10 protein-coding genes are annotated in these 13205 nt (G+C 57.7%); 3 read left to right on the forward strand and 7 right to left on the reverse strand.

The window, feature by feature from the left end:
* Nucleotides 1-7: 7 nt before the first annotated feature.
* The 5 genes from glgX to ACVV26_RS17010 all read right to left on the reverse strand — a co-directional run bounded on the left by glgX (nt 8) and on the right by ACVV26_RS17010 (nt 7814).
* The gene (gene glgX, locus ACVV26_RS16990) at nt 8-2083 is read right to left on the reverse strand and encodes a glycogen debranching protein GlgX (RefSeq protein ID WP_474798395.1); all 2076 of its coding nucleotides are present in this window, start codon (nt 2081-2083) and stop codon (nt 8-10) included.
* Nucleotides 2084-2133: 50 nt separating this feature from the next.
* The gene (gene treY / locus ACVV26_RS16995) at nt 2134-4677 is read right to left on the reverse strand and encodes a malto-oligosyltrehalose synthase (protein ID WP_474798396.1); all 2544 of its coding nucleotides are present in this window, start codon (nt 4675-4677) and stop codon (nt 2134-2136) included.
* Nucleotides 4677-6461 carry a malto-oligosyltrehalose trehalohydrolase gene (treZ, locus tag ACVV26_RS17000; RefSeq protein ID WP_474798397.1) on the reverse strand — a complete coding sequence of 595 codons (1785 nt, stop codon included), beginning with the start codon at nt 6459-6461 and terminating at the stop codon, nt 4677-4679. Before treZ ends, treY begins: the two co-directional genes overlap by 1 nt.
* A 447-nt stretch (nt 6462-6908) precedes the next feature.
* On the reverse strand, nt 6909-7370 hold the full coding sequence (locus ACVV26_RS17005; protein WP_312983623.1) for a DMT family transporter: 462 nt from the start codon (nt 7368-7370) through the stop codon (nt 6909-6911).
* 9 nt (nt 7371-7379) lie between these two features.
* Nucleotides 7380-7814, reverse strand: coding sequence for a DMT family transporter (locus ACVV26_RS17010; RefSeq protein WP_474798398.1), 435 nt, complete (start codon nt 7812-7814; stop codon nt 7380-7382).
* 99 nt (nt 7815-7913) lie between these two features.
* Between ACVV26_RS17010 and ACVV26_RS17015 the strand changes: the two genes are divergently transcribed.
* Both ACVV26_RS17015 and nepI read left to right on the forward strand, forming a co-directional pair.
* The gene (locus tag ACVV26_RS17015) at nt 7914-8846 is read left to right on the forward strand and encodes a LysR family transcriptional regulator (RefSeq protein WP_474798400.1); all 933 of its coding nucleotides are present in this window, start codon (nt 7914-7916) and stop codon (nt 8844-8846) included.
* A gap of 112 nt (nt 8847-8958) precedes the next feature.
* Nucleotides 8959-10140 carry a purine ribonucleoside efflux pump NepI gene (gene nepI, locus ACVV26_RS17020; RefSeq protein ID WP_474798401.1) on the forward strand — a complete coding sequence of 394 codons (1182 nt, stop codon included), beginning with the start codon at nt 8959-8961 and terminating at the stop codon, nt 10138-10140.
* 4 nt (nt 10141-10144) lie between these two features.
* On the opposite strand, the gene ACVV26_RS17025 is transcribed toward nepI, so the two are convergent.
* Complete coding sequence (locus ACVV26_RS17025) at nt 10145-11101, reverse strand: apurinic/apyrimidinic endonuclease family protein (protein ID WP_474798402.1); 957 nt, start codon at nt 11099-11101, stop codon at nt 10145-10147.
* Between the two features lie 47 nt (nt 11102-11148).
* Nucleotides 11149-11937, reverse strand: a complete 789-nt coding sequence (locus ACVV26_RS17030) for an AraC family transcriptional regulator (RefSeq protein WP_474798403.1) — start codon at nt 11935-11937, stop codon at nt 11149-11151.
* 93 nt (nt 11938-12030) lie between these two features.
* On the opposite strand from ACVV26_RS17030, the gene ACVV26_RS17035 reads away from it, so the two are divergent.
* Nucleotides 12031-13173, forward strand: coding sequence for an MFS transporter (locus tag ACVV26_RS17035; RefSeq protein WP_474798404.1), 1143 nt, complete (start codon nt 12031-12033; stop codon nt 13171-13173).
* The last annotated feature ends 32 nt before the right edge of the window (nt 13174-13205 follow it).

Consider the following 13205-nt stretch of genomic DNA (forward strand, 5'->3'; position numbering starts at 1 on the left):
GTCTATATTACGGCCTTCTGAACAGCGCCAGACTGCGTCCTTCCAGTTCAAAATCCTTCTCTTTGGTGATCACCAGACCCGGCTCTACCGACTCCGACGTGCTCAATTCCAGCACCCAGCCGCCTTCGCCAAACTGCGGGATGCGGAACGGCACGTTGCCTTCAAACGGGTTGAACAGCATCAGGATGTCGTGCCAGATGCCCTCTTCGGTCTGGAAGTCGGTGCGGCCAATGTACACGCCCAGGGTTGAGCCTTCGTCCCACTGCTCCGGCTGCTGCGGGCCGCCGCCGGCGTTAAACCATTCGATCACCATGCCGTCGCGCCAGTTATCGCGGCGCAGCAGCGGCTGCTCGGCGCGCAGTTTGATGAGATGGCGCGTGAACTCGCGCAGCGCCTCGCTGGATTCTGGTAGGTTGTCCCAGTGCACCCAGGAGATCTCGCTGTCCTGACAGTAGCCGTTGTTATTGCCCATCTGGCTACGGCCAAACTCGTCCCCCGCCAGCAGCATCGGCGTACCGTGGGAGAAGAACAGCGTGGCGAGGAAGTTGCGTTTCTGGCGCTCGCGCACCGCGTTGATGCCTTCGTCGTCGGTCGGGCCTTCCGCGCCGTAGTTGTAGGAGCGGTTATCGTTATGGCCGTCGTTGTTATCTTCGCCGTTGGCCTCGTTGTGCTTCTCGTTGTACGACACCAGGTCGTTCAGGGTGAAGCCGTCATGGGCGGTGATAAAGTTGACGCTGGCCCACGGGCGGCGGCCACGCTGATCGTAGAGATCGCCGGAACCCAGCAGGCGCGCGGCGAAATCAGTCGAGACATTGTCGCCCTTCCAGTATTCACGCACTGTGTCGCGGTATTTATCGTTCCACTCCGCCCAGCCTGGCGGGAAGCCGCCCACCTGATAGCCGCCGGGGCCGATATCCCAGGGCTCGCCAATCAGCTTCAGGCGGGACAATTTCGGGTCCTGCATGATGGCGTCGAAGAACCCGCCGCGCTGGTCAAAGCCTTCCGGCTCGCGCCCAAGAATGGTACCCAAATCGAAGCGGAAACCGTCGATATGCATCGAATCGGCCCAGTAACGCAGGGAATCCATCACCATCTGCAATACGCGCGGATGGGAGGTATTCACGGTGTTGCCGGTGCCGGTATCGTTGATGTAATAACGGTGCTGGCCGGGCATAGTGCGGTAATAAGAGAAGTTATCGATGCCCTTGAACGACAGCGTCGGGCCCAGTTCGTTGCCCTCGGCGGTGTGGTTGTACACCACGTCGAGGATCACTTCGATGCCTTCATCATGGAAAGCGCGCACCATATCGCGGAAACCCTGGATGCCGCGCGGCCCAAAGTAGCGCGAGGCAGGCGCGAAGAAGCCCAGCGAATTGTAGCCCCAGAAATTTTTCAGCCCGCGATCCAGCAGGTGCTGATCGTCCGGGAACCAGTGTACCGGCAGCAGTTCTACTGAAGTAATGCCGAGGCTTTTGATGTACTGAACGGTAGATTTATGGCTCATGCCGTCGTAGGTGCCGCGCATCTCTTCCGGCAGCGCGGAATTAAGCTGGGTAAACCCTTTGACGTGGGTTTCGTAGATCACGGTTTTCGGCCACGGAACGGTCGGGCGGTTCTGATCGTGCCAGTTAAATTCATTGGGATCGATAACCCGGCATTTCGGGGTAAACGGCGCGCTGTCGCGCTCGTCGAAGGTCAGATCTTTATCGTCGTGATACAGATCATAGGCGAAATGGGCTTCGTTCCACTCAAGGTCGCCCACCAGATCCCGGGCGTAAGGGTCGATCAGCAGTTTATTAGGGTTAAAGCGGTGGCCATTCTCGGGGTCGAAAGGGCCGTGGACGCGAAAGCCGTACAGTGCGCCAGGCTTCAGGCCCGGCACGTAGCCATGCCACACCTCGTGGGTACATTCCGGCAGATCGCGCCGGGCAATTTCAACGTTGCCAGTGGGATCGTAGAGACACAGCTCGATACGTTCCGCATGGGCGGAGAAAATCGCGAAGTTCACGCCCTCGCCATCGTAGTTGGCGCCGAGTTGATGGGCGTGCCCCGCCAGGATTTCAAACGGTTTACCTTTAGACATGAATCCCTCTCTTGAAACCAGAAATTTCAGCAAATGCAGCGGTTAACGTTTTATCTGTCTGTGGAGTTAACCCGTTGCAGCAACACGGATGAACAGGAATCGACTGAATTAAGGTCGATGCGATCCGTCAGTAAGATCTCTTTTCCGCTAAGAATGTCGCGGTAGCGGCAGTGAGCCAGCTGTTCCGGCAACGGGATTTCCGTCTCCGTCCAGAGTTCCGTATGGGGCAGTTCCAGGCCGCCGTGCAGCGCGCCAAACACCAGGCGCGGGGCGATGACGATCAGCGCGTCGTCATCCTGTATCCGGGCAAACGTGATGACGTTATCCGCCCGCTTGCCGGATGCGGCGAGCGGCAAATAGTCGCCACGGCGGAACAGCATCGGTTTTTGCAGGCGCAAATGCAGCACCTGGGCGATAACCCGCTGCTTTACCTGGCCGCTGAACCAGTTCTCTTCAGCGCTGAAGTTGGGCCGTTCATCCTCCAGCATCCGTTCGAGGGCCGCGAAATCCGGGTCACGGCGGTTATCCGGGTCAACCAAGCTAAAATTCAGCGCCTCGCTGCCCTGATAGATATCCGGTACGCCCGGCGCGGTCAGCTTAATCACCGTCTGGGTCAGGCTATTGACCAGGCCCGCACGGATAAACGGCTGCAAACCGTCGCAAAAATCCTGCAAGAACGCCTGGTTCGCCGGGTCCAGCATATGGCGAGCGTAATCGAGCACTGCGTTTTCGTAGGCTTCGTTGCTGTCGACCCAGTCGGTGCGCAGCTTGGCTTCGCGCAGCGCTTTTTCGACAAACGCCAGGAAACGTTCTTCCAGCGCGTTGATACCCGCCTCATCCTGCGGATGCAGCGTGGCAGGCCACACGCCCGCCAGCGCCTGGTACAGCATCCAGGTATCCACGCCGCGCGGCGCGGTGCCGTCGTTCAGGAACACCACTTTGGTCTGGTTCATCTGCCGCCAGCGGGCAAAGCATTCGTCCCAGAGCTGTGGCGCTTCGGTGAGCGTATACAGCCGGGCGCGGGCGTCTTCGCCGCGTTTGGTATCGTGGGTCGAGGTACTGGAAATCGCATCCGGCTGGCGCGCCAGCCGGGTTTTCATCTCTTTATGGAAGCGGTCGAGCGAAAACGCGCGCTGCACCGGCTCGGCCCCGACTTCGTTGAGCGCCAGGCCCATGTTCTGGCGGAAGAACAGCGTATCCTCCACCGATTTCGCCATCAGCGGGCCGGTTAGCTGCTGGAAGCGGGTGCGGAAGTGCCCGGCGGTCGCCGACGCGCCAGCGGACACCTCGCCATGAAGAATACGGGTCAGGAAATCGAGCGCCGCCGGATCGGGCGCAAATTCGCTGGTTTTCACCTTATTGACGATTTTCGCTAACAGTTCCTGCCCTTCTTCCGGCATCCCCTGGAGCGTGCCGTAGGTGCGATACACCGGGAAAGCAATCAGCAATTCGCGCAGCGCCGCCCGGAGGGTCGGTTCGTCCAGCGCCACGCTATCGGCTTCGGCAATGTTGACCGCCAGGTTAAGCAGCCGGGTGAATTCCCCTTCGAAGTTGCGATCCACCATCAGCAGTTTGGCGGCGCGCAGCTCGGCTTTAATATCTACCGGCTGGCCCGCCACGCTGTCATAGACGCTGCGAAGCGCGGCGATCTGCTCGTCGTCCACCAGCACTTCCGATAGTGACGAAATAAACTCATAGCCGGTGGTGCCAGAAATCGGCCAGTCCTGAGGCAGATGCTCGCCTTTACCAAGGATTTTCTCCACGGTGATATAGCAGTCCGGCCCGGCCTGCTGGCGCAGTTTTTCCACATAGGCTTTGGGATCGGCCAGCCCGTCGACGTGGTCGATACGCAGCCCGTCCACCGCCCCGGAATGCACCAGTTCAAGGATCAGCCGGTGGGTGTCGTCAAACACCGCGTCGTCTTCCACCCGCATCCCCACCAGCCCGGTGACTTCAAAGAAGCGGCGGAATGACAGCTCGCGCGGCGCATCCCGCCAGGACATCAGGCGGTACGGCTGGCGCTCGTGCAGTTCAGCAATAGCCGCTTTATCGGTCAGGTTCAGTACGTCCTGCTCGCGGCCCTGCCAGCTCTCCGGCGTCAGCGGATAGAGGTTCTCAAAATACGCCAGCGCGGGTTTGCCGGTTTGCGGATCGGCCTGGATACGGATATCGCCGCTTTCCAGCACCGCTTCGAAAGTATCGCCGAGGAACGGCAGCGTCAGTCGGCGTGTCCAGTCGATATCGAAATGACGGGCATAGCGGCTGTTTTCGCCATGCTCGATCACATCGCGCCACCAGGTGTTTTCCAGCGATGTCGCCATATGGTTCGGCACGATATCCAGGATCAGCCCCAGCCCTGCATCCTTCAGGGCTTTCGCCATGCGGTCGAACCCTTCGCGCCCGCCGATAGACGGGTCGATTTCATTGGCGTCGGTAACGTCATAGCCGTGGGTCGACCCCGAAGTCGCGGTAAATATCGGCGAGGCATATAAATGGCTGATACCCAGCCGCTTTAGATAAGGAACCCGCGCAGCGGCGCGGTCGAAGGTCATGCCGTTGCGAAACTGAATACGATATGTCGCGGTTGGGATCATCAGTTAGCCTCTCCCGAAGCAAGGCGGACAATAATGGAATTTTGCGGCAGGTCATTTGCCGCGTTCGGCCAGGCGAAAATCGTCTCGCCAGGCAAATCAGGCAGCGGTTGCGCGTTTTCACCGATATTCAGCGCCATCGACAGCGTGCCCTGCTGGAACGTCCAGCGCACGGCGACAAAGCCCGGCGCGGTTTTCACCACCTCGCCTGCCCCTTGCGCGGTTGCCAGCAGCGGCACAATATATTGCTGACGCAGTTGCAGCAGCTGCCGGGTCAGCGCCAGCCACTGTTTGCCCTGCTCGCTGCAACGGCGGTGCCAGTCCAGTTTCGAGCGGGTAAAGGTTTGCTCAGCGTTAGGATCGGGCACGTCTTCGCCATCGTGGCCGTGATGGCCCTTAAACTCTTTGGCGCGCCCTTCGCGCACCGCTTTGGCAAGCTCGCCGTGGAAATCGGTAAAGAACAGGAACGGATTGGTTTCGCCATACTCTTCGCCCATAAACAGCAGCGGGATATGCGGCGACAGCAGCAGCGTGGCGAGCAGCACTTTGGTGCGATCCGCGCCCGCCAGTTCAATTAACCGGTCGCCATGAGCGCGGTTGCCGGTCTGGTCGTGGTTCTGGATAAAATCAACAAAGGCCATGGGCGGCTGGCCAGTGCTGTCAACGCCGCGCGTTTTACCCGCATGCCTGGAGTGCTCGCCTTGATACGCGAACCCTTCCGCCAGGGTGCGGGCGACGTGTTGTTCCGGCTGTTCGGCAAAGTCTTCGTAGTAGGCGTGGGTTTCGCCGGTGGCGAACACGTGAACGGCATTATGGAAATCGTCGTTCCATTCCGCAGTAAACAGCGGCGCAGCGCCCTTTTCATCACGCGGGTGCAGATCGATGATATTGCGGCTGTCTTCGGTGGTGAGATGGATCGGACGGTCGGTAATTTCCGCGCGAATGCGTTCGGCGATCTCGTTCAACACGTGTTTTTCCGGGACGTCATGGATATGATCGATGGCGTCAAAGCGCAGGCCGTCGAGGTGATACTCCTTCAGCCAATAGAGCGGCGCTTCGACGATATAACGGCGCACCGCGTCCACGTCATAGGCGATGCCAGGCCCCCAGGGGGTCATGCGTTCTTTATGGAAGAAATCCGGGGCCAGCAGCGGCAAATAGTTGCCTTCCGGGCCGAAGTGGTTGAGTACGATATCCAGCACCACCGACAAGCCGTAGCCGTGGGCGGCATCGACAAAGGCTTTGAAATCATCCGGCGTGCCGTAGGCGGAATGCGGCGCGTATAGCAGCACGCCATCGTAGCCCCAGCCGCGATTGCCGCCGAACTGCGAAACGGGCAGCACTTCAATCATGGTGATGCCGAGCTCGGCAAGATACGGCAGCTTTTCGATTGCCGAGCGGTAAGTGCCTTCCGGGGTAAACGTACCGAAGTGCATCTCGTACACCACGGTCTCTTCCCAGGGGCGCCCCTGCCAGCCGGTATTTTGCCAGGCATACTGGTCAGGGTCGACAACCAGCGAAGGCCCGTTCACATCGGCTTTTTGCGCGCGGGAAGCCGGGTCAGGGACCGCCATCCCGTCGGCGAGCACAAACTGGTATTCTGCGCCGGGTGATACGCCGGTCGTCTCATGTTCAAACCAGCCGTCATCGGCGGCCATCATTGGCAGCTCTTCGCCGTTGAGTCTCAGCGTCATGCTGTCCTGCCCCGGCGCCCAAAGGCGAAAGCGCACGGTGCCATCCGTTACAAACTCACTGCCCCAGCTTTTTACAAACGTTTTCGATCCCATATCAATGCCTCGTTTAACCCGAAAGTGAGCAATGCACGCCATCGCGCGTTGGTCGCCGAGGCGAGCTCCAGTAGCTTAAACGCGAAAATAGACCTGAATGCCACCACGGGCCGGTCGTCTCCAGGTTGTCCTGAAGAGGTCGGCGCCGCAAAGAGAGGGGGATTGAAACGGTCTCCAGATACCGTGACACCAGGTTCCATACGAAAATCAATCATAGACTATGGGATGAAAAGTGAAGGGCGAGGGTCACAAAGCAGCGCAGGGGCGATGGCGCTGACATCGGCCGGTAAGTGAGAAAGATGAAAGAGTTAATCAACAGAATATATTTTGCTAAAAAAATGAAAGAGTTCCTTTCATGGCCTGCTTTTACGTTCCGATCGGCAGGAAATGCGGCCATGACGCCGCATTTTGTTATTTACCGTTCCTGTGCCGCCAGCTCGCTGCGGCTCATGCAGTATGGCGGGAAGGCTTACGGTTGCTGGAATAGATAAAGAACAGTGCGATACCCAGGCAAATCACCGCACCCAGGCGGCTGAAAGAGAATGGTATGGCGTCATTGCCCAGCCATCCGAAATGATCAATCAGCATACTCATCGCCAGTTGCCCGAAAATCACCGCCACTGTAGCAACCGCCGTGCCGATACGCTGTACGGCCACCACCATAATCACGATATAGGGCACACCGCACAGCGCGCCAAGCAACTGCCATTTCGGAACATCCAGTAAGCTTATTGCCTGCTTCGGTTCGAAGAAGAAAATCAGCAATGCGGTGATCAGCGCGCCCACCGAGAAGGTGAGAAACGCACTGCGGAAAACCCCGACTTTACTTCCCAACTGACCATTGATCGCCGCCTGTAAACTCAGCATCGCGCCGCCGATAAATGTCAGAATAATCATCATAATAACCATCGTGTTACCTCACCCTTTTGCCATTAATGCCAGCGCCGCGATAATAAATAACAGGGCGATGAGGCGTTTTGCGTCGATCTGCCGGCGGGCCGTGCCCAGTAGCGCGAAGTGATCGATGATCAGGCTTTTAAATACCTGCCCGGCAAGAATGCCAATCATGGTCATGGCAATGCCGATCGCCGGGGTGGCGACCGTCAGGATAATCACATAAACCGGGCCAAGGACGCCGCCCAGCAGTTGCCATGCCGGTTGGGCGAAAAATGAAGGGCTGCTACGCGGGCTAAAAAACAGCATCAGGAAAAAAGTCAGCGCCGCACCGACACTAAAAATGCTGAAAGTCGCCCATAAATCGCCCACTTCATTTCCCAACGGCCCGAGCAGCCCCGCTTCTATCGACAACCCCATCCCTCCGGCAATCACAAATAAAATCAGTAAAAAATGCATAGCAAACCGCCTTCTGGAATCAAGGCGGAGAAGCATATAGCGGTTGATGGATGAGAAAAACCGTATAATCAATCAAACACCTTTGCAGGATATGCATCAATGAATGAGCCAGGCTCCATTACCCTTCGTGCACTGAAAGTATTTATCAACGTCTACGAGGCACAAAATTTCTCAGTGGTTGCCAGGCGGGAAGGCATCTCCGCTTCGCAAGTGTCGCGGGTAATTCAGCAGTTAGAGGATGCTCTGGGTCAGCAGCTTTTCTATCGCAATACCCGGGCGATTATTCCCACTGAAAACGCGCATCTGTTTATCGATCATGCCCGGATGACCCTCAGTCAGATTGAAGAGGCGCGGAGTAGAATGCGGGAGCGAACACTGCAACCGTCCGGGCTGGTGCGTATTAATGCGCCGGTGTTTTTCGGCCAGCGGCATATTGCGCCCTGGCTGGCGGGGTTGTCTGAACGCTACCCGAATTTGCTGATCGACCTGGCGCAGACGGATGACTATATCGATCCGCATCGCGATGCCGCAGACGTGCTTTTCCGTATCGGGCCGCTGACGGATTCTTCTTTTCAGGCGCGCGTTTTCGGTTTACAGCACTATCATCTTGCCGCGTCACCCGCCTATCTCGCCCGCTACGGCGCACCGAAAACGCCTGCTGACATTCATCAGCATCCTTGCCTGGTGTATCGGGGGTCGTCCGGCCCGAATCGCTGGTTGCTTAAAGCGCCAGGTGGGGAATGGGTACATTACCCGATCTCGCCCCTGCTCACGTCGAACAACGCGGAAACATTACTGATCGCCGCACTCAATGGTATGGGCATGGTGCTGTTCCCGGACTGGCTTATTGGCGATCGGTTAAAGACGGGGGAACTGGTCAGGTTGCTGCCGGATGTGGAGGCGTCTATCAGGACCGAGCCGCTGCATATCGCGGCGATTTATCCCAACACGCGCCATCAGCCGCTCAATGTCAGGGCGGTCATTGATTACTTTGTTGAGGTGTTTGGCGAGCCGCTCTACTGGCAGGTTTAATGCGGCTGGCAACCCGTTGCTGCGGGTTAAGTTGCCAAAATGTTAATCAGATCACGATTTAGTTTGTTACACTGCGCAACTTTCACGATAAACACCAAACCAGGTAACAAGAATGATCGATGTGCAGCAGGCGCCGCCTTTTACAACTGAGATAGCTCGCCCCAACTGGTCGGCAGTTTTTGCCGTCGCGTTTTGCGTGGCCTGCCTGATTACGGTGGAATTTCTGCCGGTGAGCCTGTTGACGCCGATGGCGCAGGATCTCGGCGTCTCGGAAGGCGTCGCCGGGCAGTCCGTTACGGTAACGGCGTTTATCGCTATGTTCGCCAGCCTGTTTATTACCCAGATCATCGGCAAAACCGATCGCCGGCGGGTGGTTATCGCCTTTTCCGTGCTGCTGACGCTCTCCTGTTTGCTGGTTTCGTTTGCTGATAATTTCACGCTGCTGCTGGTTGGCCGCGCCTGTCTGGGGCTGGCGCTGGGCGGTTTCTGGGCGATGTCGGCGTCATTGACCATGCGGCTGGTGCCTGCCCGCAGTATCCCCAAAGCGCTGTCGGTGATTTTCGGCGCGGTGTCGATCGCGCTGGTGATTGCCGCGCCGCTGGGCAGTTTCCTCGGCGGGATCATCGGCTGGCGGCACGTGTTTAACGCGGCGGCGCTGATGGGCGTAGCCTGCATTATCTGGGTCTGGAAGGCGTTACCGGCAATGCCGGGGCAGACCGAGCATCACCAGAATATGTTTGGCCTGCTGAAGCGTCCGGGCGTGCTGGCCGGGATGATCGCAATTTTTATGGCCTTCGCCGGGCAATTTTCTTTCTTTACCTATATTCGCCCCATCTATATGAACCTGGCGGGGTTTGATGTTGACGGGTTAACGCTGGTGCTGTTGAGCTTTGGTATCGCCAGCTTTGTTGGCACGTCGTTCTCTTCCCATATTCTGAAACGTTCCGTGAAGCTGGCGCTGGCCTGCGCGCCGCTGATCCTGGCGATAAGCGCCTTAGTGCTGATTCTGTGGGGCACCCATCAGGTGGTCGCGGCAGGGATCGCGGTTGTCTGGGGGCTGTCGTTCGCGCTGGTGCCGGTGGGTTGGTCAACGTGGATCACCCGCTCGCTGGCCGATCAGGCAGAAAAAGCAGGATCAATCCAGGTAGCGGTGATCCAGTTGGCGAATACCTGCGGGGCGGCCATGGGCGGTTACGCGCTGGATACGCTGGGGCTGCTTTCGCCGCTGGCGATCTCCGGCGCGCTGATGCTGTTAACGGCGCTACTGGTGGCGAGCAAGGTGAAAGTGACGTGATTTGCTACCGCGATAGCGCAGTGTGATACAGCCTGTCGCGGGCAAGGTTTTTCATTTTCACTTCACACATGATGTCGAAGCCGTCAAACGACAGCGCCCAGTCGTTAAGCGTTGGGTTAAAGTAAAAATCCGAATGCGCCCTGAGTTTTGTTTTCGCCACGCTCAGGGCATTTTGATCCGGGAACCCCTGTTCAGGAATGATGCCCTCCTGGGAGATGGAGTAATGCATCACCGGCGTGACCCCGCGCCAGGACTCGGTAATCAGCGCGATACGCGGATCGTCCGGCTGGAGAAATTCATTCTCTTTCACCCAGTGATGGTGGATATCCACCACAATCGGGCATAACGCTTTCGCCTGTAATACCTCATCCAGCGAGCAGGAAATCTCATCATTTTCCACCGTCAGCATGCGCCGCGCCTCCGGGCTGAGCTTGCCGAACGCGCGTTTAAAGCCGTCGAAACCCGCTTTGCCGTTCATATGAATATTGATTTTGAAATCCTGAAAGGACTGGCCGTAGCCCATCAGCCTGGCGCACAGCGTGTGGTATTCGACATCTTCCAGCGCTCTTTCCACCACCAGCACATTGTCTGAGGCCAGCACCGAATACTGCCCCGGATGAAATGACAGGCGGATAGCGTTTGCCCGGGCAAATTCCCCGCATTTCGTGAACAGCGGGCGCAAATCCGGCAAAATTTCGTTATACAGCGCCGTGGCTTCGGGCACGGTATAGAGCGGCAGCAGATCGCTGCCAATACGCATCATCCGCAATGCGGGCGGCTGCCGGGCCATCTGTTCGAAAATCAGAGACAAATTGGTGAGGTTGGTGGTGGCGAGCGTATGGAGCAGCGTTGCTCGTGCATCACTGTCCAGGCTTAAAAATCGGGTGCGCGTCGTGGATTTGAAGGGAAACGGTTGTTTGAAGTCCGCATCCAGATATTTACAAGCAAAGCCTAATTTCATGCATCCTCCGGGAGATGGCCTCGGCTGAGTGTAGCAGGTCATCGGCGTCAGCCATTGCCGCCAAAACGGTGCGTGGCGAAATAGTGCCCCGGGGTACGGCCTGTCATGGTCCGGAAAAAGTACACGAATGCGCTGTCGCTGGAGAAACCTAACGCCTGCGCAGTATCCGTAATGCGCTGCCCGGTTGAAAGAAGCTCAACGGCCTTCATCAGCCGCCACTGTTGCCGCCACTGCTGGAAAGACATGCCGGTATCACGCCGGAAAATACGGCTAACGGTTTTTTCACTGGCACCGGAGCGCGCTGCCGTTGCCTGGAGCGTCGGCGGGAGTTCGTTGCCGGAAAGATGCCGAAGCCGTTTATCCCTGGGCATCGCCAGCATCATAGGCTCATGCGCCGCCGCGCAAATTTCTGCCGCACACAGCGCGGCGAGATGGCATAGCGGCACGCCGTCCCAGCGCGCCTCCCACGGCTGTTCAGAAATACGCTCCAGCAGTTCATGGAGTAAAGGCGACACGTTCAGTATGGCCGGGGAGCAAGGAAGTGAAGGAAACGCAGAGGGCTGAAACCAGACGGAACGGTAGTCCACCGTATTTTTCATTTCTGCGCGATGGCTGACGCCAGCGGGGATCCAGGCGGCTCGGGTGGGAGGGAGAAGACATAATAACGCGCCCTCATTGAGCGTCAGTCTTATGCAGCCTTGCCGGGTAAACAGGATCTGCGCCATCGCATGTTGATGTAGGCCCGAGTCGTGATGACCTAACTCGGACTGAATACCGATTACTGTGTTGTTCAGCGTGTCGGGATTGAACGCGTCATGCGCATTAAGCCAGGCCATTACGTCCTATTTCCGATATAAAAAGTCATTATGTTTATAATGTGAAAAAAATGACTTATCTACAATAGCGCCTCTTTAATTCAGGAGGCGAATATGTTCAGCCGCTTATCTCTGGTCATGATGACCGCATTGCTTATGTTCCCGCAGATTGCGGAAACCCTGTACAGCCCGGCGCTTACGCATATCAGCGCCCATTTTTTGGTCACCGCAGACGACGCCGCGCAAACCCTGTCCGTTTATTTTATCGGCTTCGCTTTCGGCGTGCTTTTCTGGGGGCGTCTCTGTGATGCCCTGGGACGAAAGCCCGCGATTATTGCGGGCCTGTGCGTGTATGCCCTGGGAACAGCGATCGCGTTAGTTGCCAACGACTTTACCCTGTTGCTCACGGCTCGCGTGATCAGTGCCTTTGGCGCGGCCACAGGATCGGTGGTGACGCAAACGATGTTGCGCGACAAGTTTAGCGGCCATCAGCTTGCCAGTATTTTCTCGTTTATTGGCATCGCGCTGGCCATCAGCCCCGCTATAGGCGTTTATGCGGGCGGTGTACTGGCATCCCGTTGGGGTTTCTATGGCGTCTTTATCGCGCTGGCGAGCCTGGCCGTGCTGCTCCTTGCCGGCTGCCTGACGCTCCCGGAAACACGCCCGGCGCAACGCACCCACATCCCGATTATAGCCGTTGTCTCTCGTATGGCGGGCGATAGCAAAATCTGGCTGGCGACCCTGCTTGTCGCCTCTTTTAATGTCAGCCTGTTTAGCTATTACAGCCTGGCCCCGTTTCTTTTCGAACGGCTGCATTATGACGCGCAGGTATTCGGTTACAGCGGTATCGCCCTCGCGGCGGGGTCGGTTATCGGTTCGTCGATAAATCGTGGGTTACTGAAGCAAGGCAAGCGCCTGGCGTGGCTATTGGCTTTCGCCTGCACGGTTAACCTTTTTGGCAGCATCGGCGTTTTCTGGCTCAGCCATTCGGTGTTGTTCCTGATACCCATGACGCTGGTTACCGCCGCGTTTTCAATGGCGATACCGGTGGTGCTGGGCTCGGCGCTAAGCGCCTATGGAGACTGTCGGGGAACCGCAGGGGCGCTGTTCGGCCTCTGTTATTATCTGTTGATTGGCTGCGGCCTGGCGCTTTCCGGGTGGGGGCAATCCTTAGGTGCGTCTCTGGTAATCAGTGCGCTTTTCTGCGGCATTGCCGCATGGCGTTATTTACCGAAACTCTCTGAAAGGCAATCTTAACCGAGGCGGTGCCGGTGGACGGCTATCACGGC

The sequence above is a fragment of the Atlantibacter sp. MEI4A-1023 genome, assembly GCF_056155425.1.

Excerpts from the sequence above, each read along its gene's own strand:
- glgX (WP_474798395.1), bottom strand. The coding sequence starts at position 2,083 with ATGTCTAAAGGTAAACCGTTTGAAATCCTGGCGGGGCACGCCCATCAA.
- treY (WP_474798396.1), bottom strand. The coding sequence starts at position 4,677 with ATGATCCCAACCGCGACATATCGTATTCAGTTTCGCAACGGCATGACC.
- treZ (WP_474798397.1), bottom strand. The coding sequence starts at position 6,461 with ATGGGATCGAAAACGTTTGTAAAAAGCTGGGGCAGTGAGTTTGTAACG.
- ACVV26_RS17005 (WP_312983623.1), bottom strand. The coding sequence starts at position 7,370 with ATGGTTATTATGATGATTATTCTGACATTTATCGGCGGCGCGATGCTG.
- ACVV26_RS17010 (WP_474798398.1), bottom strand. The coding sequence starts at position 7,814 with ATGCATTTTTTACTGATTTTATTTGTGATTGCCGGAGGGATGGGGTTG.
- ACVV26_RS17015 (WP_474798400.1), top strand. The coding sequence starts at position 7,914 with ATGAATGAGCCAGGCTCCATTACCCTTCGTGCACTGAAAGTATTTATC.
- nepI (WP_474798401.1), top strand. The coding sequence starts at position 8,959 with ATGATCGATGTGCAGCAGGCGCCGCCTTTTACAACTGAGATAGCTCGC.
- ACVV26_RS17025 (WP_474798402.1), bottom strand. The coding sequence starts at position 11,101 with ATGAAATTAGGCTTTGCTTGTAAATATCTGGATGCGGACTTCAAACAA.
- ACVV26_RS17030 (WP_474798403.1), bottom strand. The coding sequence starts at position 11,937 with ATGGCCTGGCTTAATGCGCATGACGCGTTCAATCCCGACACGCTGAAC.
- ACVV26_RS17035 (WP_474798404.1), top strand. The coding sequence starts at position 12,031 with ATGTTCAGCCGCTTATCTCTGGTCATGATGACCGCATTGCTTATGTTC.